An 18,395-nucleotide genomic window follows, 5' to 3' on the forward strand; every position below is an offset into this window, starting at 1 on the left:
TTAGTCCCTAAGTGCCTGATATGCGATATCGCTTCGGTGTTGTTCGCCTTCAAATTCTATATTTTTGACTAATTCATAGGCTAAATTTCGCGCTTCTCTGATATTATTAGCTACACCCACACTTACCAAAACTCTTCCGCCGTCTGCGTAAATTTCGCCATTTTCTTCGCTAACGCCAGCATAACAAATGTGAGTGTTAGCTGGAATTTTGCCTAAATTAATCTTTGTTTTTGGCGTAGATTTATAAGGGTAGTTTTCGCTAGCACTTACGACGCCAACGGCGAATTTATCGCGGAGTTTGATGTCTGTTAGCTTGCCAGTGGCTGCATCGTATAAAATTTGGCTTAAATTTCCGTCGATTAAAGGCATCAAAACCTCGCACTCAGGGTCGCCGAATCTGACATTGTATTCGAGCACATACGGCACTCCGCCCACAATCATAAGCCCCACAAAAAGCACTCCACAAAACGGATTGCCGTCTTTTTTCATACCTCTTAAAGTCGGAGCTACGATTTCGTTTTCGACCCTTTTTATCAGGGCCTCATCTGCTAGCGGGCTTGGAGCGTATGCGCCCATACCGCCTGTATTTGGACCCTGATCGCGGTTTAGCAATCGTTTGTGATCTTGGGCTACTGGCAAAGAGACGAAATTATCCCCGTCGCAAATCGCAAAAAAGCTAAGCTCAAATCCGTCTAAATACTCCTCGACAACCACGGTTTTACCAGCGTCTCCGAAACTGCCTTTTAGCATTTCCCATGCCGCGTCTCTGGCCTCATCGTGGTTTTGAGCGATTATTACACCCTTGCCTGCACAAAGCCCGTCGGCTTTGACAACGACTTTTTCATCTAGGGTGTGGATAAATTTAGAAATTTCCTCGAAATTATCGCTGTTTAAAAATCTAGCGGTGCGGATAGCATTGCGAGCCAAAAACTCCTTCATATAGGCTTTTGAACCCTCTAAACGAGCTGCCGCTTTGCTTGGTCCAAAAATCACTAGACCTTTTGATTTGAATACATCGACAATGCCCTTTGTAAGCGGATCTTCTGGGCCTACAATCGTCAAATCGATTTTGTTGTCTTTCGCAAAATTTGCAAGTTCCTCAAAAGTTTTCAAATCCAAATTTTCGCCAAGTGCGCTAGTCGCGCCATTTCCTGGGGCAAAATATAGATTTGAAACATTTTTATCCTCTTTTAGTCTAAGTGCGATAGCGTATTCTCTGCCACCACTGCCGATGATTAAAATTTTCAAGGTAAAACTCCGTGTAAAAATAGCCCAAGTGAGCGTTGCGTGAAAAAGATTCGGCCTAAAACAAAGCCAATCTTGCAACTAGGACAAGCCCTTAGGTCGCAACCCGTAAGCTCAGAGCCTCAAACCGAGCCGCGTCACACCGGCAAATCACATCGTCGCCTACTAAAATATGTTAGACCCTCATAAATAACGCTGGCGCATCACCCAGGCAAGCGAAATTATATGTTTTTTTGCCTTAAAATACAAGCAAACACCAAATCCACACACGCTTTTATGTTTTGATTTTCGCTGATTATGGGCGTTGTAAATTTAGATAAAATTTTAGCCGTGCTATTTCCTATGCAAATCGCCTGATATGAGCTATCCCAGCCAAAATTTGAGATAAAACTTTTCGCATTTAGTGGCGAAGTAAAAATTATCACGGAATTTGTGGCTGGTTTTTGCGAAATGCTAGCTTTTTTGGGTCTGTTTTCATAGCCGATTATATGGGCTAAATTTACGCCATTTTCGTGCAAAATTTGGGGTAAATTTGACACTCTGTCTTTGGCACTGATATAAAGCACGCTTTTGCCCTTTAAATGCGTGGCAATCTCGCGCGCAAATTCGTCGCCATGGGAGTTTTGCGCTACGAAAATATTTTTGTATCCCTGGGCTCTTATCTCGTCAGCGCACGCCTTGCCAATGGCGTAAATTTGGATATTTTCATCAAATTTAATGCCGTTAAATTCCAAAGATTTTACCCCATTTTTCGATGTAAAAATAAGTGCGTCGAATTTGGAATTTATGCTAAATTTATGAAATTTTATCTCGCATAAATTTAGCCAAATCACCCTCTCATCGTCAAATTTAGTGTTTGAAACTAAATAGAGCTGCTCTTCTCGCCCAGCCACTTTTGCACACTCGCGATCTGTGCTAGCACGCTAGAACTGCTAGCCCCGCCGAAAGATTTCCTAGCGTCCATCGAAGCTTTTAGCCCCAAAAATGCAAGCGCATCAGGCGTGATTCGCTCATCGACCCCGCGAAGCTCTTCTGCGCTCATTTGGCTTAGATCCTTGCCCGCTCTCTCTGCTGCGGCTACGCATTTTCCGGTGATGAAGTGCGCCTCGCGAAACGCCACGCCCTTTTCTCGCACCAAAAAATCCGCCAAATCAGTCGCGCTTAAATGGCCACGCTCAGTCGCGCTTAGCATATTTTTTTTGTTAAATTTGGCTGTTTTTAGCATTTCATTTAGGATTGCAACGCTCTCCAAAATAGCTTTTACGCTATCAAACACGCCCTCTTTATCCTCTTGCATGTCTTTGTTATACGCCAGAGCAAGGCCCTTCATAACGGTTAAAAGCCCCATTAAATTTCCATAAGCCCTGCCAGTTTTGCCCCTGATTAGTTCGGCTACATCGGGGTTTTTCTTTTGTGGCATTATCGAGCTTCCAGTCGAATACGCATCGCTGATAGTGATAAAACCAAATTCGCTCGAACTCCACAAAATCAGCTCTTCGCACAGCCTTGAAGCATGCATGAAAAATAGGCTAATGTTAAATAAAATTTCAAGGGCGAAATCTCTATCGCTCACGCCGTCCATAGCGTTTTCCATAGGGGCATAAAATCCAAGCGCACTAGCCGTAGCGTGGCGATTTATGCGGTGTGGGGTGCCTGCAAGCGCAGCCGAGCCAAGCGGGCTGAAATTTCCGCGCTCGAAGCTTGACACAAACCTTTCATAATCTCGCTTAAACATATAAATGTAAGCTAGCAAATGAAAGGCAAGGCTTACAGGCTGGGCGTGTTGGAGGTGAGTGTAGCCTGGCATTAAAGTATCTGTGTGGGAGTTTGAAATTTCAAGCAAGGTTTTGATTAAATTTAAAATTTCAGCTGAAATTTCGCGGTTTTTTCGCATTACAAAACGCCTGAAATCAAGGGCTACTTGATCGTTGCGAGAGCGCGCAGTATGGAGCTTGCCACCGATTTCTTTGCCTACAATTTCGCTTAGGCGTTTTTCTACTGCCATGTGGATATCCTCATCGGCGATTTTCCACTCAAATTTCCCCTCATTAATCTCGGCTAAAATTTGTTCCAAACCAGATTTTATCGCGCTAGCTTCGTCTTTGGTGATGATTCCTGCATCGCCTAGCATGCTTGCATGAGCGATTGAGCCTGCGATATCGTCCTCGTAAAGCTCCCTATCGAACATGATCGAAGCGTTAAATCTCTCCAAAAGCTCGCTACTAGCCTCACTAAACCTGCCTTCCCACATTTTTTTCATCAATAATCCTTAGAATAAATTTATAATTTTGCGTTTCAAACTAGAATTTTTTGGCTCGTCTGTTAGATACAAGCTCACCACTTTGCCATTATCCGTGCTGATTTCGAGCTTGGCGCCCCGCTCGCCATTTACGCGCACCCTTAGCATATTTGTGGCGATGTTTTGGATTTCGGGCTTGTCGATTGCGCCATTGTAGCTGGTTTTGTAGTTTTTCACCTCATCGTTGCAGTCTTTTGGCGAAAAAAATATATCGTAAAATTTGCCGTTTTTTATGGCTAAATTCTCTCCACCACTGACTATAAAATAGTCATATTTTGGGGTTTGGGTAGTAAAATCCCAGCGAATTTTGTCCTGCCTTTCGCCCTGTTTATAGCTAAATTCCGCCGTGTAAGTAGCGTCGAATTTAAACACTTCCTTGCTAAAAAGCGCAAATTGTTTGTCGTTAAAACGCCTATTTGGATCGCTTTTTTTATCCAAAATTTTAGTATCTTTAATCTCCGCTCCCTCGCTATCAAATAGCCTAAATTCGAGCATTTCCACAGATTTGGCTTGGGGGTGAAATTCTATGCTAATAGGATTTGCTGTAATCGCGCACTCTGGCACGGGATCTGGAAGCTCATGGCTAAAAAATGCAAGTGCTGGCTCTTTGTTTGGATAATGCGCGTAAGGCGTGGTATTTAGCGATCTGGTGCGCTCGTAGTTTTCGTTTCGTATGGCAAGGCTTTTATTTTTGCAAAGCCCTATGATAAATTTGCCGTCCCCACTCTGGCTTTTTCCGCCACCGCAAATTTCCTCTAAATACTCATTTCCCATTTCATAGACATAGGCAGATTTTTCGCCCTGCTCATAGTATCCCACGCCAAGGAGATTTGCGTCAAATGTCAAAAACCCAAAACGATGATAAATCGCGCTTAATAGCCCATCAATTGAGGCTTTGATATCGTGGGCGTTGTAAGAGAGATTTTCTACAATCCCAGAGTTAAACCCTACCGCAAATGCGCGATCGCTTGGGGTTTTGCCGCTAAATTCAGCCCTTCCCTCGCTCTCATCATGGGTGATTTCATCGTTTGTAACGACATATTTGGCGTGATTTAGCGCAGCCTTGTCTAAAAGCGAATTTGGCGCAAATGGGTTTAAATTCGAGCTTTGGCGGATATAGTTTATGTAGTTTATCGGCGTATCATAAAAAGAAAAACCGCTTTTACTAGGAAGCGGTTCTTTTAAATTCGCAGGCTCGCCTTTGCAACCCAAAAACAAGCCCGCAGTGCCTAACAAAAGCCAAATTTTAAGCTTTTGGGCCGGCTTTTGCATACTCTACGCCCTCTTTGACATCTTCGTAGCGTTTGAAATTTTCTACAAACATTTTCGCTAATTTCTCGCGAGTTTTTGCGTATTCATCAGCATTTTCCCAAGTGTTGGCTGGATTTAGAAGTTTTGTCTCAACGCCAGCTAACTCTTTTGGAACGGCTAGATTAAATTTATCAAAATTTTCAAATTCGCATTTTGTGATACTTCCATCAAGGATTGCATTTATACAAGCACGAGTTGCCTTTATGCTCATGCGTTTGCCAACGCCATAAGCACCGCCGCTCCAACCTGTATTTACTAGATATACATTTACGCCGTGTTTGTCGATTTTCTCGCCTAGAAGTTTTGCATAAACTGTCGGGTGAAGTGGCATAAACGGCTCACCAAAGCAAGCACTAAAAGTCGCCACAGGCTCGGTGATACCGCGCTCAGTTCCTGCGACTTTGGCAGTATATCCGCTTAGGAAATAATACATCGCTTGTTCTTTTGTAAGCTTCGCAACAGGCGGTAAAACGCCAAAAGCGTCAGCGCTTAGGAAAATGATATTTTTTGGGTGCCCTGCGCTTAGGCTTGGTTCGTGGTTTGCGATATGCTCGATTGGATAGCTTACACGGGTATTTTCTGTCTTGCTAGCATCGGTGTAATCGACCTTGCCGTTTGCGTCAGCTACGACATTTTCTAAAAGTGCGTTGCGTTTAATCGCACCATAAATTTCAGGCTCTGAGCTTGGATCGAGATTTATACATTTTGCGTAGCAACCACCCTCGAAGTTAAACACGCCCTCATCGTCCCAGCCGTGCTCGTCATCGCCGATTAGCGCGCGGTTTGGATCAGTAGAGAGTGTAGTCTTGCCAGTGCCTGATAGTCCGAAAAATAGCGCAGTGTCGCCGTTTTTGCCGACATTTGCTGAGCAGTGCATTGACATTTTGCCCTCTAATGGTAGCCAGTAATTCATCATAGAAAAAATTCCTTTTTTCATCTCGCCACCATACCATGTTCCACCGATGACTGCGACATTTTCCTCGACATTAAAGATTACAAAAACATCTGAGTTTAGCCCGTCTTTGGCATAATCCTCATTTACGCATTTGCAAGCGTTATAAACCACGAAATCTGGGTGAAAATTTGCTAACTCATCATCGCTTGGGCGGATAAACATATTTTTTACAAAATGCGCTTGCCACGCTACTTCGGTTACGAAGCGCACGCTTTTACGGCTTTTTAGGCTAGCGCCACAATACGCGTCTTGGACATAGATTGATTTGTTTGAAAGCTGATTTTTGGCCTTTGCTAGAAGTTTATCAAAAAGCTCTTTGCTAATCGGTTGATTGATTTTGCCCCAGCTAATATATTTCGCGCTTGGATCTTGCTTTACAAAATACTTGTCTTTTGGGCTTCTACCTGTAAAAATGCCAGTATCTACCATAAAGGTGCCATTATCGCTTACCTTTCCCTCGTTTGCGCGTTTTTCGTGCTCGAAAAGCTCATCATAGCTAAGATTATAAAAAATTTCTTTTTCACCGCTAATTCCTAGTTTTTCAAAATCATTTGGAATTCTCATCTTAAATCCTTTTTTAAAAAATTATAAATAAGTAATTATATCGAAATTTGATTAACCTTTATTAGGATTGTGGAATTTGAAGTAAAATTATCGTTTTTGTAAATTTAAAAAGGGGCGAAACCCGCTAAATTCCGCCCCTGTGGTAGTTAAATTTAAAGTTATTTTAAGTGGATTAGTGGCTCGCCCGCATCGACGCTTTGACCTTGGAATACCAAAATTTCAGCGACTTCGCCGTCTCTTGGGCTTTCGATGTTTATCTCCATTTTCATAGCTTCTAGCACGACTACGGTTTGACCAGCTACGACTTTTTCGCCAGGTTTGACCAAAATTTTAAAGACATTGCTTGGCAGGCTAGCCACGATATCATCGCTATTTGCACTTGATTTCGCCTCAGTTTTGGCCTCGCTAGGCTCTGGCGCGCCAATGCTGACATTGTAGCTATCGCCATTTACTAAGACCTTATTTCCGCTAAATTCCACCGCATAGGCTTTGCCATTGACATTAATGTCAAATTTATCAGATTTTGCCTTTTTCTCACTGCCCTCGCTAGATTCTTTTGCTTCGTTTTTGCGGATCATTACCTTGCCCTCGCCTTTTAAGAAGGCAATGCCCTTTTCACGGCACGCAAGAGCAATAAATATATTTTCCTCGCTTGGCTCGATATTTTCATCTTCTAGCTGTTTTTTGGCATAAGCAATGCTCTTTGTCTCGTCCAAATCAGCCAAATCAACGGCATTTTTGGTAGTAGGCTCTAAGCCAAGCTGCTCGCTAGCTAATCTTACGACCTCGCTATCAGGGGCAACTGGGGTTTTGCCAAAGTATCCAAGCACCATTTTGCCGTATCCCTCAGCGATTTTTTTCCAGTCCCCAAACATTACATTATTAAATGCTTGTTGGAAATAAAATTGACTTACAGGAGTTACACTCGTGCCATAACCGCCCTTTTCGACGACTTCGCGCATAGCTTTGATGACAGAGGGGAATTTATCCATGATTTTGTTATCGCGCATCATTTGCGTATTTGCGGTTAGGGCACCGCCCGGCATAGGCGAAAATGGGATTATCGGACTTACCATTGTCGCTTCTGGTGGCAAGAAATAATCCTTCAAACAATCCTCCAAAACCTCTTCGTATTTTAAAATTTTCTCAGCGTCAAAGCCAAAATCAAAATTTTGCCCCTTTGTCGCGTGTAAAATCGTCAAAATATCCGGTTGGCTAGTTCCTCCGCTGACTGGATAAGCAGCTAGATCGATTCCATCGACGCCTGCTGCTAGGGCTGCTTGATAGCAAGCCACGCTAACGCCGGCTGTTTCATGGGTGTGAAGTCTGATATGAACATCGCCTCCTAGGAGTTTGCGCGCTCTTCTTACGGTCTCAAAAACCTTTTGTGGGCTTGAAGTTCCGCTAGCGTCTTTGAAACAAACGCTATCAAAAGGAATTCCAGCCTCTAAAATTTTGCGTAAAATTCCAGCATAAAATTCAGGATCATGCGCGCCAGAGCAACGAGGTGGCAAATCCATCATAGTAACGGTAATTTCGTGTTTTAAGCCATGCGCTCTAATACGCTCGCCACTATATTTTAAATTTTCGACATCATTTAGGGCGTCAAAATTTCGAATAGTCGTAGTTCCGTGTTTGGCAAAGAGTTTGGCATGCATGTCTATCATTTCGCGCGAACCAGTATCAAGCGTAACGGTATTTACGCCTCTGGCTAGGGTTTGCAGGTTTGCCTCGTCTCCCACGGTTTCGCGGAATTTATCCATCATCGCAAACGCGTCTTCGTTTAGATAAAAATACAGACTCTGAAATCTAGCTCCACCGCCAAATTCAAAGTGTCTAATCCCAGCCTCTTTTGCCGCGCTCACCGCTGGCAAAAAGTCCTTCATCGCTACACGCGCACCAAAGACAGATTGGAAACCATCGCGAAATGTAGTGTCCATAACATCAATAAATTTTTTGCTCATGCTAACTCCTTTAAAATAATTCTAAATTCTACAATTTCTAGCCTAAAAAAGCTTTTAATCCAAAAATTTCTGGATAAATCGCAAGGGCGAAAAGAACTAAAATTTGAAGCCCGATAAACGGCAACACTCCACGATAAATGTCTGTCGTGCGCACTGATTTTGGCGCGACGCCTTTTAAGAAAAATATCGAAAATCCAAAAGGTGGCGTCATAAATGATGTTTGTAAATTTACAGCGATTAGTATCGCAAACCAAACTGGATTTATATTCATCGCTTCGACTATCGGGAATAAAATCGGCAAAATGATATATGAAATTTCAACATAATCAAGGAAAAAGCCCAAAATTATGATGACAATCATAGTTAGCGCGATAAATCCCCACTCTTTGCCAGGAAGCGCGTGCATGAAATCCTCCACGACATAATCCCCGCCTGTGTATGAAAAAATCATAGAAAAGGCTGTTGCGCCCATTAAAATCATAAAAACCATGCCCGAAATTTTCACGCTTTGGCGAAGTGCGTCGTAAAGCAAAGAAAATGAAAATGTGCGGTATAAAAATGACAAAATTATCGCGCCCACACAGCCCACAGATGAGCTTTCTGTAGGGGTTGCGATACCGCCAAAGATAGAGCCTAAAACTAACAAAATCAGCACAAAAACAGGCACGACATTTTTTAGAGCATTAAAAATTTGGCGAGCTTTGGTTTCATCATCGATTTTAGGAAGCTCGGGCGCGCAGTCTTTTTTGGCATACGATATTATGAGGATAAAAACTATATAAAGTCCCACCAAAACGAGCCCCGGCACGATAGCTGCGGAAAATAGCTCGCCTACTGATACCGAAAAAACATCGCCTAAAATGATTAGCACGATTGAGGGCGGAATAATCTGTCCAAGCGTGCCAGAAGCTGCGATAGTGCCGGTAGATAGGGCTTTGTCGTAGCCGTATTTCATCATCACAGGCAGGCTAATAATACCCATAGCGATCACGCTAGCACCCACGATTCCAGTCGTAGCCGCCAAAAGCGCACCCACCAAAACCGTGCTAATCGCCACGCCGCCGCGAACCCCGCCGAATAAAAACGCCATTGACTCCAAAAGCCTCTCAGCTAAGCGCGTTTTTTGCAAAATCATACCCATTAAAATAAAAAGCGGAACCGCGATTAGAAGCTGATTTTCCATAATCGAGTAAATTCGGTTTGGCATAAGAGAGAAAAACTGATTGCTCATTTCGCTTATAGCCTCTGTGAAAACCTCGCTTCCCTCGGCGTATTCCCACGCCTCACTCACGCCATAAATAAATCCAAAAATCACCGCCACAGCCCCAAATGTAAAGGCTACCGGAAATCCCAAAAGCAGCATAAAAAGCGCTGCGCCAAACATTATAATCCCTATCATTACACAGCCTTTGCGCTAGAATTTTCGTCTAAAAATTCGCCGTGGTGGTTGTGGATTAGCGAATTTATATTTTTTATCAAAAACCCAAACGAATAAATAAACAAAAAGACATAAGATAGGCTAATAAATGATTTGATTATCCATAAATTCGTTAATCCGCCTGGATTTGGGCTGGATTCTTTGCTCTTGTAAGCTTCGAGCGCGAAATCTAGCGAAAAATACGCCACGAGCGCCACAAATGGCAAAATAAAAAAGATTGTGCCTAAAATATTGATAATCGCCTTTGTTTTGGGGCGAAATTTTTCATATAGCACATCGACCCTGACATGGGAATTTTGCTGTAAAGTATAGGTCGAGCCGAACAAAAACATCGCCGAAAACAGCCACCAGCTAATCTCTTGCATAGCCACAGAATTCGCGCTTGGAAAGAGATAGCGCGCAACGACATTGTAAAAAACACAAAGGACTAAAAGTGCTAAAAAAACAATGCTAAAAAAACCTAAAATTTTCGCAAAACTATCGAAAATTTTTTCTAAAATTTGGAGATTTTTCCTCAAATTTGAACCTTTTTGCATTAAATTTCAAAATAAACCTGCGATTTTATCGAAATTTAGCGCAAAAAATAATAAAATAACGAGCAAAAAAGGATAAAAATGGATTTAAAATTTAACAATAAATATTCTCGCAAATTTCTGCTATTTTGCGCAGTTTGGGCGGGTTTGTGGGTTTGCTTTTCATACTGCTTTTTGCAAAATTTCTTGTTTATGTATCCTGAAATTTTCAGCGCTAGGCTTAGGTTTGATCTGTGCGTTTTAGCTCTGGGCGTGATTTTTGTGGCATTTAGCAAGGAGGGCCTAAGCGCGATTTGTGGGTATTTTCTGTGGTTTTATGGCGCGCTTGGCGGGCTAATTTGTGCGAAAAGCCTATCGTATCTACACAAAGCAGTGCGCGCTAGTAGCGATATGGACGGCGTGATGAACTGCGCTGGGGCGAATAAATTTTTGAGTTTTGATTTAAATAAAATTTCGCTTTTTAAATCATATAATTCTTGCACTTTTGATATACCCACACCGCCTGCAAATTTCGGAATCAGCGGTATGCGCGCGAATTTAATTAGCGCCTATAATGATGGCTGGTATCTTTTTGTAAGCTCAAAAAGCCTAAGTTTGCCTACGCTTTGGTTTATTGTATTTGGGTTTTTTGCTTTTGTCTGTGTTTTGGGAGTGGTTTTGGGATTTATTAGGCGCAGGGGATAGCCCCTGCGTGAGAGTTACTCTACGATGATTAGAGCGTCTGAGCTGTAAATGGTCGATAGATCTTTTAGATCATTAAACCTCCAAACGCTAGTGCAAATCCCGTCGTAGCCTCTTTTTAGCAACATTTGCTTATCGGTTACAAATGAGTATGTAGCGCAAACATTATCTTTTACTTTGATAGGATTTGCAACACTTGTCATTTGCTTAAATTCCTGCGCATAAGCACCTTTTGCCGTGTAATACCCCATGAGATCGGTTAGCGATGTAGTGATGTTTTGCGCCGCTTTGACAATCTCTGCGTCATCTCTTGTAGCAGCTAGTCTAGGGATAGCTACCGCCGCCAAGATACCCAAAATAACAATCACGAAAATTAATTCGATCATTGTAAAAGCCTGTTTCATTTTTTATCCTTTGATAAAAATTTTGCAGGCGTATTTTACCACAATCTATAAATTTTTCGCAAATTCTACCATTTTTGATAATAAATTTATTGTATTTGCATCGACGACGATGTAGTGGTTATTTATCAGACTTTTGCCGTTATATAGCGGAGCGACACCTGTTTTGAGGTCGATTATCGCGCCGCCGCTTTGGTGGATTATAAAATCCCCAGCCGCGATATCCCACAGCGAACAATCGCTAAACCTACCATACGCACTCGCCCCATTTTCCGCCATTACGCAAAATTTCAGCGCAGAGCCATAGCGAGTAAATTCGAAGCCAAACTTCTCGCATAGCCCCATATACTTGCTTCCCTTGCCATGATGCCCTATCATAAAGGTCTTTGGCGAGCTAGGTTTGCGCTGAATTTGCGCGCCGTTTTTATACACCACGCCGCCGCCGTTCGAGCTAAATACATCCCCGCTCACAGGCGATGAAATCACCGACAAAATCGGCCTTCCGTCCTCTATCAGCGCGATACAAACGCAAAATTCGCCATTTCGCGCGATGAATTCCTTCGTCCCATCAAGCGGATCGACTAGCCAAAACCTCTTCGCGCTCATGCGCTCATCTGCGCTCATCACGCTCTCTTCGGAGCAAATCGCAATCCCACTGGGTGCTAGCGTGCTTACAATCGCATCATTTGCAGCCAAATCCGCGGTTGTTAGCGGAGATTTGTCCTCTTTGACATAGACATCAAATTTCTCATAATGCTCCATAATCGCCTTGTTTGCGCGCTTTGCCGCAACCACGGCTAAATTCAAAAGTTCATCTTTATTCATTTTCGCCTCCAAAAAATAAGCGGTAAGAATTGTTGTAATCGTAGAATTGAAAGATTTGTATTTTAGCACAACAAAGCTTTAAAAAAGCTAGATTAAATTTTAAGGGCAAAATTTATAAAATTTTTGCAAATTCAAGGGGCAAAAATGGAAATTTTAGAGAATTTGCGAAATTTAAGCGATGAAAAATACGCCAAATTTAGCGCGAAAATTCTGCCGGGAGCGCGAATTTTGGGCGTAAAAATGCCACATTTACGCACGCTTGCAAAGCAGATTTTGCGCGAGCAAAGCGAGGGCGAAATTTTAGAATTTATCCGCGCCAAGGGCGAATTTAGCGAAGAAATGACATTAAAGGCGATTTTGATAAATTCGCTAAAAATCAGCGAAAAAAATCGCATAAATTTGGCGCGAGATTTTATCCCGCGTATCACAAACTGGGGCGTTTGCGATACATTTTGCGCCAAACGCAAAAATGATTTAGAGCTTTGGCGGGAATTTACGCTTGGGTTTAGGGAGGCTAGGGGCGAGTTTGAGAAGCGGTTTTTTTATGTAAATTTGCTGGTAAATTTCGTAAATTCGCGGGATTTGGCGCTTTTGCTAGATACCGCGCGCGCTGAGCGAAGCGAGAAATACTATGTCCAAATGGCGGTAGCGTGGGCGCTGTGCGAATTCGCCGTGAAATTTGAGCGTGAAATTTATGAGTTTTTGCAGGGATATGAAAACGAAAAAATCAAAAATCTTGCGATTAAAAAAATTTGCGAAAGCCTGCGTTTCACCGAGCAAAGCAAGGCAAAATTTAAGGCGTTAAAATCCGCGAAATCCTAAATCTCGCGGAAAGTTAATTTATCAAAATTTCAAATTTCTTTTCAATCCTGTTTATTTGTTTCGCTGTCGTTTTCTAGCGCATTTACTCTTTTGCCGATGTCTTTGAGCTGCGAAAACTCTTCGATTAGGCGCGGTGCGTCATCTAGGCTAATCGCAAAAGTCCAAATATAATTCATCACCGTAAAAATATACCCAGCGTCTGTTTGTTTGAGCGCCAAAAGATAAGCCGCCAAACTAAACGCTAGCGCACAAATCGAGCCTACGATGAGATAGCCGATCGCCTCGCGGTTCGAGATAGCTATGCGAATACGCGAAAGCAAATCGTAGTGGCGCGAAACGGCGATAGGGCTGCCTTTTTCTATGAGATTTACCTCGTTTTCGTTGCGGTTGTTTAGCTTCAAATAAAATCTATCGTTTTTGCGAATATATCGTGGCAAAAAGGGCGCTAAAACAGCGATTATGATTAGACAAAAGCTCGCTACAATCGGCTCGTAAAAATATAGCATAAAAACACTTCCCAAAATCGAAACCACAGATGTAAAAAGCATAGGAAAGGAGTGCTCGAAAAAATTTAATAAGATTTTAATTATAAAAAAGTATCTAAAATTTAACTATGCAGTTAAATTTTAGACAATGCAAAATTTATTTGTAGCGATAAGTGATTCTGCCCTTATCAAGGCTGTATGGCGTAAGCTCGACTTTGACGCGATCGCCCGGCATGATTTTGATATAGTGCATACGCATCTTGCCTGCGATATGGCACAAAATCACATGCTTATTATCAAGCTCGACCTTAAATGTCGCATTTGGCAACGCCTCGATTACATTGCCATCAATCTCAATGACATCATCTTTTGCCATTAAATTTTCTCCTTTTAATCTTTCAAGCTTTTGCTTAGAATTTCGACTTTGTTATTTACCACAGCCAAGCAATGCTCATAATGAGCCGTCCTAAGGCCGTCTTTGCTCGTCGTCGTCCATTTGTCTGCGCCCACGACTGGGGTGCCGTCTTTTTGGCAAATCATCGGCTCGATACAAAAAACCATGCCGTTTTTGATTTTGGGACCAGATTTTGGATTGTTGCCTTCTAAATAATTTGGGATCTCAGGCTCTTCATGCGGTTTTTTGCCGATTCCATGTCCGCAAAATCCATATAGTGGCACATATCCGCGCGCTCTGATAAATTGCTCGATAGCTAGGCATAGCTCTTTAAAATGCATGCCGACCTTTATCGTGTCGATAGCATGATACAGTGCGTCTTTGCTGCATGCGATGAGCTCTTCGTCTGATTTTGAAATTTTGCCAATCGGCAAAGTGCGTGCACTATCGCCGTAATATCCATTTAAGCGGGAGCCTAGATCAATGCCTAGTATGTCTCCCTCTTTTAGGATAGTGTTATCAGGTATGCCATGGATTATAACTTCGTTTAGTGAAAGACAAGCTGCGTTTGGAAAACCATAAAGCCCTTTAAATGCAGGATACGCGCCCTTGCTCGTGATAAAATCATCGATTTTTTTATCCACTTCTAAAAGCGTCATACCTGGCTTTATGAATTCTTCCGCATAATCAAGGGCAGCGGCGACGATTTTATTCGCCGCCCGCAAACCCTCTAAATCTTTTTGATTTTTGAGTAAAATTGCCATTTTATAGTCCAACGGCACTTAGGGTTTGGTATTTGTTCATATACACTTGCGCTTCGATTCTTCTCATAGTATCAAGTGCGACCGATACTACGATTAGCACGCTCGTGCCACCGAAATAAAATGGAACACCCATAAATTTGACTAGCAACCATGGAATAACGGTTACTAAACCCAAATAAATCGAACCCCAAAATGTAAGGCGAGATGCAACATCGTTTAGAAATGTCGCTGTGCCCTCACCTGGACGAATTCCAGGGATAAATCCACCTTGTTTTTTCAAATTTTCGCTGATATCTTTGGAATTAAACGCGATTGAAGCGTAAAAATACGCAAAAAATACAACTAAAATAAATGTCAAAAGATTAAAGAAATAGCTACTTGGATTGATAAAGTCAGCTACTTTTTGGACAAAAGAATTTGTGCTAGCAGTCAAAATCGTGCTAGGAAACATCAATACCGCACTAGCGAAAATTGGCGGAATAACACCGCTTAAATTTAGCTTGATTGGCACATAATTCATAATGCGTTTGTTTTGGTTCGCCATTAAAATTTTGCGAGGAAACGAGATTGGAATCCTGCGCTCGCCTAGCTCGACATACAAAATCGCCGCGATTGTAGCAAAAATAATTAAGGCGATTGCGATTAATTTTAAGATATTAAGTTCGCCGTTATTTACGAGCTGAACTGTGCCGCCGATCGCCGTTGGTATCGCGCTAACAATACCGGCAAAGATGATTAAGCTCGTGCCGTTTCCAACACCTCTTTGAGTAATCTGCTCGCCAATCCACATCAAAAGCATAGTGCCTACAAGCATAGAAATACACGAAATAAATATAAATTCGTTTGTATTTTCTGCCATGATAGCCTTCGCGCCATTTACGCCCGTAATGCCCTGCAAACCGATACTAACACCGATTGCTTGCACAAGCGCAATAGCGATTGTAGCGTAACGAATAATTTGCATATATTTTTGCATACCGTCGCGCTCTTTTTTTAGTTTGCCTAAATTTGGAAATGTAGCAGATAATAGCTCCATAATAATCGAAGCTGTAATGTATGGCATAATGCCCAGCGAAATGACGCTAAATCTTTCGACCGCGCCACCGCTAAACATATTAAACATACCAAAGGCATTGTCTTTGTTTGTATTGAAAAATTCTTTTATCACCTCAACATCAACGCCCGGCACTGGCACATAAGCCAGTAGCCTGAAAGCAAATAGAAAACCCAATGTAATGAGTATCTTGTTGCGAAGTGTTTTGTTCATTAGTTTTGTCCGCTAAATTTTACATTTTCGTCTTTTATCTTGCTAGCAAGATCTTTTGCACTTGCACCGATAAGTTTTACTACTTTTACAGAGCTAGACATTTTATGAACAGTTCTGATAGTATCAACTGTAATCTCGCTTAGCTCTTTTACAGCTGAAATTTTTTCTACATTGATTACATAAGGTTTTTCAAATCTTGAATAAAAACCAACTTTTGGTAATCTTCTTTGAAGTGGTTGTTGGCCACCCTCAAAACCTCTTTTTTCATGTGAGCCAGTGCGCGCAGTTTGACCTTTGCCACCGCGACCTGCTGTTTTGCCAAGACCGCTACCTTGACCACGACCTAGTCTTTTGGTGCTATGAGTAGAGCCTGGTGCTTTTTGAAGATTTTCTAATCCCATCTTAAATCCTTGTTAGTGTTTTAGCATGCTAAGAGCCTTCATTGTAGCTCTTACGACATTTGATGAGTTGTTTGAACCAAGAGACTTAGTCAAAATATCTTTAACGCCTGCAAGTTCTAAAACAGGGCGAACAGATCCGCCTGCGATTACGCCGGTACCTTCGCTAGCTGGTTTAAGTAAAATTCTACTAGCGTTATATTTAACCTCTACATCGTGAGTGATTGTCGAACCGTTTAGTTTAACCTCGATGATGTTTTTGAACGCATCATCTACGGCTTTTTTAATCGCGTCTGGAACCTCTTTTGATTTTCCAAAACCAAAGCCAACTAAACCATTTCTGTTACCAACAACGATTAGGGCAGTAAATCTAAATCTTCTACCACCTTTTACGACCTTTGTAACCCTACCGATATTAACGATTACTTCTTCGAATTCTTCTCTATTATATTTTTCCACGATAATTCCTTTGGTTTATAGTTTGATGCCGTTTTCGCGTAACGCATCAGCAAAACTTACAATCACTCCGTGATATAAATAACCGTTTCTATCAAAAAGCGCCTCAGAAATGCCTTTATCTTTTAGCTTAGCAGCCAAATCTTTGCCAAGGCTAGCAGCGCCTTCTTTGTTTGCTTTCACACCCAAAGTTTTACCGCTGGCAGCGCATATTGTTTTTCCCTCAACATCATCGATTACTTGCGCATAAACTGTTCTATTTGATTTGAAAATAGAAATTCTAGGGCAAGAGCTAGTGCCGGAAATTTTTGCACGAATTCTTCTTTTTCTCTTAATTCTTAGAGATATTTTTCTTTTTAATACATTTGCTGTCATTTCTCAACCCTTATTTTTTAGATGTTTTACCGGCTTTGCGGATAATATGCTCTTCGACATATTTTACACCTTTGCCTTTGTATGGCTCAGGTGGTCTAAATCCTCTAATCTCAGCAGCGACTTGACCAACTTTTTGTTTATCGTCGCCTTTGATTGTGATGATGTTTTTATCTACTGAAATTTCAATACCTGCTGGTGAATCGAAATTTATCGGATGAGAAAAACCTAGGTTTAGCTCTAAAACTTTGCCTTTCATCGCAGCTCTGTAACCAACGCCGTTGATTTCAAGCTGTTTTGTGAAGCCGTCAGTTAGGCCAATAACGATGTTGTTAGCTAGCGCACGGTATGTTCCCCAATACGCTCTGCTTTGTCTATCTTCACCTTTTGGTGAAAATGAAATTTGGCCATCTTCGATTTTAACATCGACATTGCCCTTTAAATCAAGGACTCTTTCGTTGTTTGCTTTTTTAAATTTTAAAGATGAACCATCGATTTTTACCTCTACTCCGTTTGGAATAGAGATAGGTTTTTTACCAATTCTTGACATAATTTTCCTTTTTATTTGTCTAGGGTATGACTACTTTTACGAATGGATACCACAATGCCATAAAAAGTAGAACTTTTTACCAAATAGTGCAAAGCACTTCGCCGCCAACGCCAGCTTTACTAGCTTCGATACCGCTCATAACGCCTTTGCTAGTGCTAACAACTACTGTTCCATAACCATTTTTAAATCTTTTGATCTCGTCTTTACCTTGATAAACACGGCGTCCAGGTTTTGAAACTCTTTTTACTTCGTTGATTACACTTCTGCCTTTTTCATCATATTTTAAAACAACATTGATGAATTTTTTGTTTCCCTCTTCTACTACATTGTAGCTCTCGATATAGCCCTTTTGAGCTAAAATTTTAAGAGTAGCCTCTACAACATTTGAGTGAAACAATTTAGCAGTGTCTAAGCGTCTCATAGCTGCATTTCTAATGCGGGTTAATCCGTCTGAAATAAGATCATTTACCATATCTACTCCTTCTTACCAGCTAGCTTTTTTAAGGCCAGGGATTAGACCCTCATTAGCCATTTTTCTTAAACATACACGGCAAATTCCAAAATCTCTATAAACAGAGTGCGGACGACCGCAAATTTGGCATCTTGTATATGCACGAGAGCTGAATTTAGCAGGGCGTTTTGCCTTAGCTATCATTGATTTTTTTGCCATA

22 protein-coding genes are annotated in these 18,395 nt (G+C 41.7%); 2 read left to right on the top strand and 20 right to left on the bottom strand.

What is annotated here, in order from left to right:
* From purD to OFO01_RS02210, 8 genes are all read right to left on the bottom strand, one after another.
* Entirely contained in the window at nucleotides 1-1,248 is a 1,248-nt protein-coding gene (purD, locus tag OFO01_RS02175; protein WP_270858546.1) for a phosphoribosylamine--glycine ligase, read from the bottom strand.
* 218 nt (nucleotides 1,249-1,466) lie between these two features.
* On the bottom strand, nucleotides 1,467-2,138 hold the full coding sequence (locus tag OFO01_RS02180; protein ID WP_270858547.1) for a uroporphyrinogen-III synthase: 672 nt from the start codon (nucleotides 2,136-2,138) through the stop codon (nucleotides 1,467-1,469).
* On the bottom strand, nucleotides 2,108-3,505 hold the full coding sequence (gene argH / locus OFO01_RS02185) for an argininosuccinate lyase (protein WP_270858548.1): 1,398 nt from the start codon (nucleotides 3,503-3,505) through the stop codon (nucleotides 2,108-2,110). The genes OFO01_RS02180 and argH overlap by 31 nt, the downstream gene beginning before the upstream one ends.
* 9 nt (nucleotides 3,506-3,514) lie before the next feature.
* Nucleotides 3,515-4,816, bottom strand: coding sequence for a CAP domain-containing protein (locus OFO01_RS02190; RefSeq protein WP_270858549.1), 1,302 nt, complete (start codon nucleotides 4,814-4,816; stop codon nucleotides 3,515-3,517).
* Nucleotides 4,791-6,374 carry a phosphoenolpyruvate carboxykinase (ATP) gene (pckA, locus tag OFO01_RS02195; RefSeq protein ID WP_270858550.1) on the bottom strand — a complete coding sequence of 528 codons (1,584 nt, stop codon included), beginning with the start codon at nucleotides 6,372-6,374 and terminating at the stop codon, nucleotides 4,791-4,793. Before pckA ends, OFO01_RS02190 begins: the two co-directional genes overlap by 26 nt.
* Nucleotides 6,375-6,532: 158 nt before the next feature.
* Nucleotides 6,533-8,338 (bottom strand): biotin/lipoyl-containing protein, encoded by a 1,806-nt coding sequence (locus tag OFO01_RS02200; protein WP_270858551.1) that lies wholly within the window; start codon nucleotides 8,336-8,338, stop codon nucleotides 6,533-6,535.
* A 37-nt stretch (nucleotides 8,339-8,375) separates the two neighbouring features.
* Nucleotides 8,376-9,737 (bottom strand): TRAP transporter large permease, encoded by a 1,362-nt coding sequence (locus OFO01_RS02205; protein ID WP_270858552.1) that lies wholly within the window; start codon nucleotides 9,735-9,737, stop codon nucleotides 8,376-8,378.
* Nucleotides 9,737-10,294, bottom strand: a complete 558-nt coding sequence (locus OFO01_RS02210; RefSeq protein WP_270858553.1) for a TRAP transporter small permease subunit — start codon at nucleotides 10,292-10,294, stop codon at nucleotides 9,737-9,739. The genes OFO01_RS02205 and OFO01_RS02210 overlap by 1 nt, the downstream gene beginning before the upstream one ends.
* Before the next feature lie 96 nt (nucleotides 10,295-10,390).
* Between OFO01_RS02210 and OFO01_RS02215 the strand changes: the two genes are divergently transcribed.
* Entirely contained in the window at nucleotides 10,391-10,993 is a 603-nt protein-coding gene (locus tag OFO01_RS02215) for a hypothetical protein (RefSeq protein WP_270858554.1), read from the top strand.
* Nucleotides 10,994-11,007: 14 nt separating this feature from the next.
* On the opposite strand, the gene OFO01_RS02220 is transcribed toward OFO01_RS02215, so the two are convergent.
* Entirely contained in the window at nucleotides 11,008-11,394 is a 387-nt protein-coding gene (locus OFO01_RS02220) for a type II secretion system protein (RefSeq protein ID WP_270858555.1), read from the bottom strand.
* A gap of 45 nt (nucleotides 11,395-11,439) precedes the next feature.
* A complete protein-coding gene (locus tag OFO01_RS02225) occupies nucleotides 11,440-12,216 on the bottom strand; it encodes a 3'(2'),5'-bisphosphate nucleotidase CysQ family protein (protein ID WP_270858556.1) in 777 nt (258 codons plus the stop codon).
* Nucleotides 12,217-12,360: 144 nt separating this feature from the next.
* On the opposite strand from OFO01_RS02225, the gene OFO01_RS02230 reads away from it, so the two are divergent.
* Nucleotides 12,361-13,038: a DNA alkylation repair protein gene (locus OFO01_RS02230; RefSeq protein WP_270858557.1), complete on the top strand. Its 678-nt coding sequence runs from the start codon at nucleotides 12,361-12,363 to the stop codon at nucleotides 13,036-13,038.
* 41 nt (nucleotides 13,039-13,079) lie between these two features.
* Here the strand turns inward: OFO01_RS02230 and OFO01_RS02235 are convergent, their stop codons facing one another.
* The 10 genes from OFO01_RS02235 to OFO01_RS02280 form a co-directional block, all read right to left on the bottom strand.
* Complete coding sequence (locus tag OFO01_RS02235; protein WP_333720419.1) at nucleotides 13,080-13,628, bottom strand: ABC transporter six-transmembrane domain-containing protein; 549 nt, start codon at nucleotides 13,626-13,628, stop codon at nucleotides 13,080-13,082.
* Between the two features lie 52 nt (nucleotides 13,629-13,680).
* On the bottom strand, nucleotides 13,681-13,899 hold the full coding sequence (infA, locus tag OFO01_RS02240) for a translation initiation factor IF-1 (protein ID WP_005869854.1): 219 nt from the start codon (nucleotides 13,897-13,899) through the stop codon (nucleotides 13,681-13,683).
* 14 nt (nucleotides 13,900-13,913) lie between these two features.
* A complete protein-coding gene (gene map, locus OFO01_RS02245; RefSeq protein ID WP_270858558.1) occupies nucleotides 13,914-14,681 on the bottom strand; it encodes a type I methionyl aminopeptidase in 768 nt (255 codons plus the stop codon).
* Between the two features lies 1 nt (nucleotide 14,682).
* Nucleotides 14,683-15,948 carry a preprotein translocase subunit SecY gene (secY, locus tag OFO01_RS02250; RefSeq protein WP_270858559.1) on the bottom strand — a complete coding sequence of 422 codons (1,266 nt, stop codon included), beginning with the start codon at nucleotides 15,946-15,948 and terminating at the stop codon, nucleotides 14,683-14,685.
* The gene (rplO, locus tag OFO01_RS02255; protein ID WP_270858560.1) at nucleotides 15,948-16,349 is read right to left on the bottom strand and encodes a 50S ribosomal protein L15; all 402 of its coding nucleotides are present in this window, start codon (nucleotides 16,347-16,349) and stop codon (nucleotides 15,948-15,950) included. Before rplO ends, secY begins: the two co-directional genes overlap by 1 nt.
* Nucleotides 16,350-16,361: 12 nt before the next feature.
* Complete coding sequence (gene rpsE, locus OFO01_RS02260; protein WP_270858561.1) at nucleotides 16,362-16,805, bottom strand: 30S ribosomal protein S5; 444 nt, start codon at nucleotides 16,803-16,805, stop codon at nucleotides 16,362-16,364.
* 15 nt (nucleotides 16,806-16,820) lie between these two features.
* Entirely contained in the window at nucleotides 16,821-17,177 is a 357-nt protein-coding gene (gene rplR / locus OFO01_RS02265) for a 50S ribosomal protein L18 (RefSeq protein WP_270858562.1), read from the bottom strand.
* A 10-nt stretch (nucleotides 17,178-17,187) separates the two neighbouring features.
* Nucleotides 17,188-17,724, bottom strand: a complete 537-nt coding sequence (gene rplF, locus OFO01_RS02270; protein ID WP_270858563.1) for a 50S ribosomal protein L6 — start codon at nucleotides 17,722-17,724, stop codon at nucleotides 17,188-17,190.
* A gap of 76 nt (nucleotides 17,725-17,800) precedes the next feature.
* The gene (gene rpsH / locus OFO01_RS02275) at nucleotides 17,801-18,196 is read right to left on the bottom strand and encodes a 30S ribosomal protein S8 (RefSeq protein ID WP_270858564.1); all 396 of its coding nucleotides are present in this window, start codon (nucleotides 18,194-18,196) and stop codon (nucleotides 17,801-17,803) included.
* Between the two features lie 12 nt (nucleotides 18,197-18,208).
* Nucleotides 18,209-18,394 (bottom strand): type Z 30S ribosomal protein S14, encoded by a 186-nt coding sequence (locus tag OFO01_RS02280; protein ID WP_270858565.1) that lies wholly within the window; start codon nucleotides 18,392-18,394, stop codon nucleotides 18,209-18,211.
* Between the last annotated feature and the right edge of the window lies 1 nt (nucleotide 18,395).

The sequence above is a fragment of the Campylobacter sp. JMF_01 NE2 genome, assembly GCF_027737365.1.
GTDB lineage: Bacteria > Campylobacterota > Campylobacteria > Campylobacterales > Campylobacteraceae > Campylobacter_B.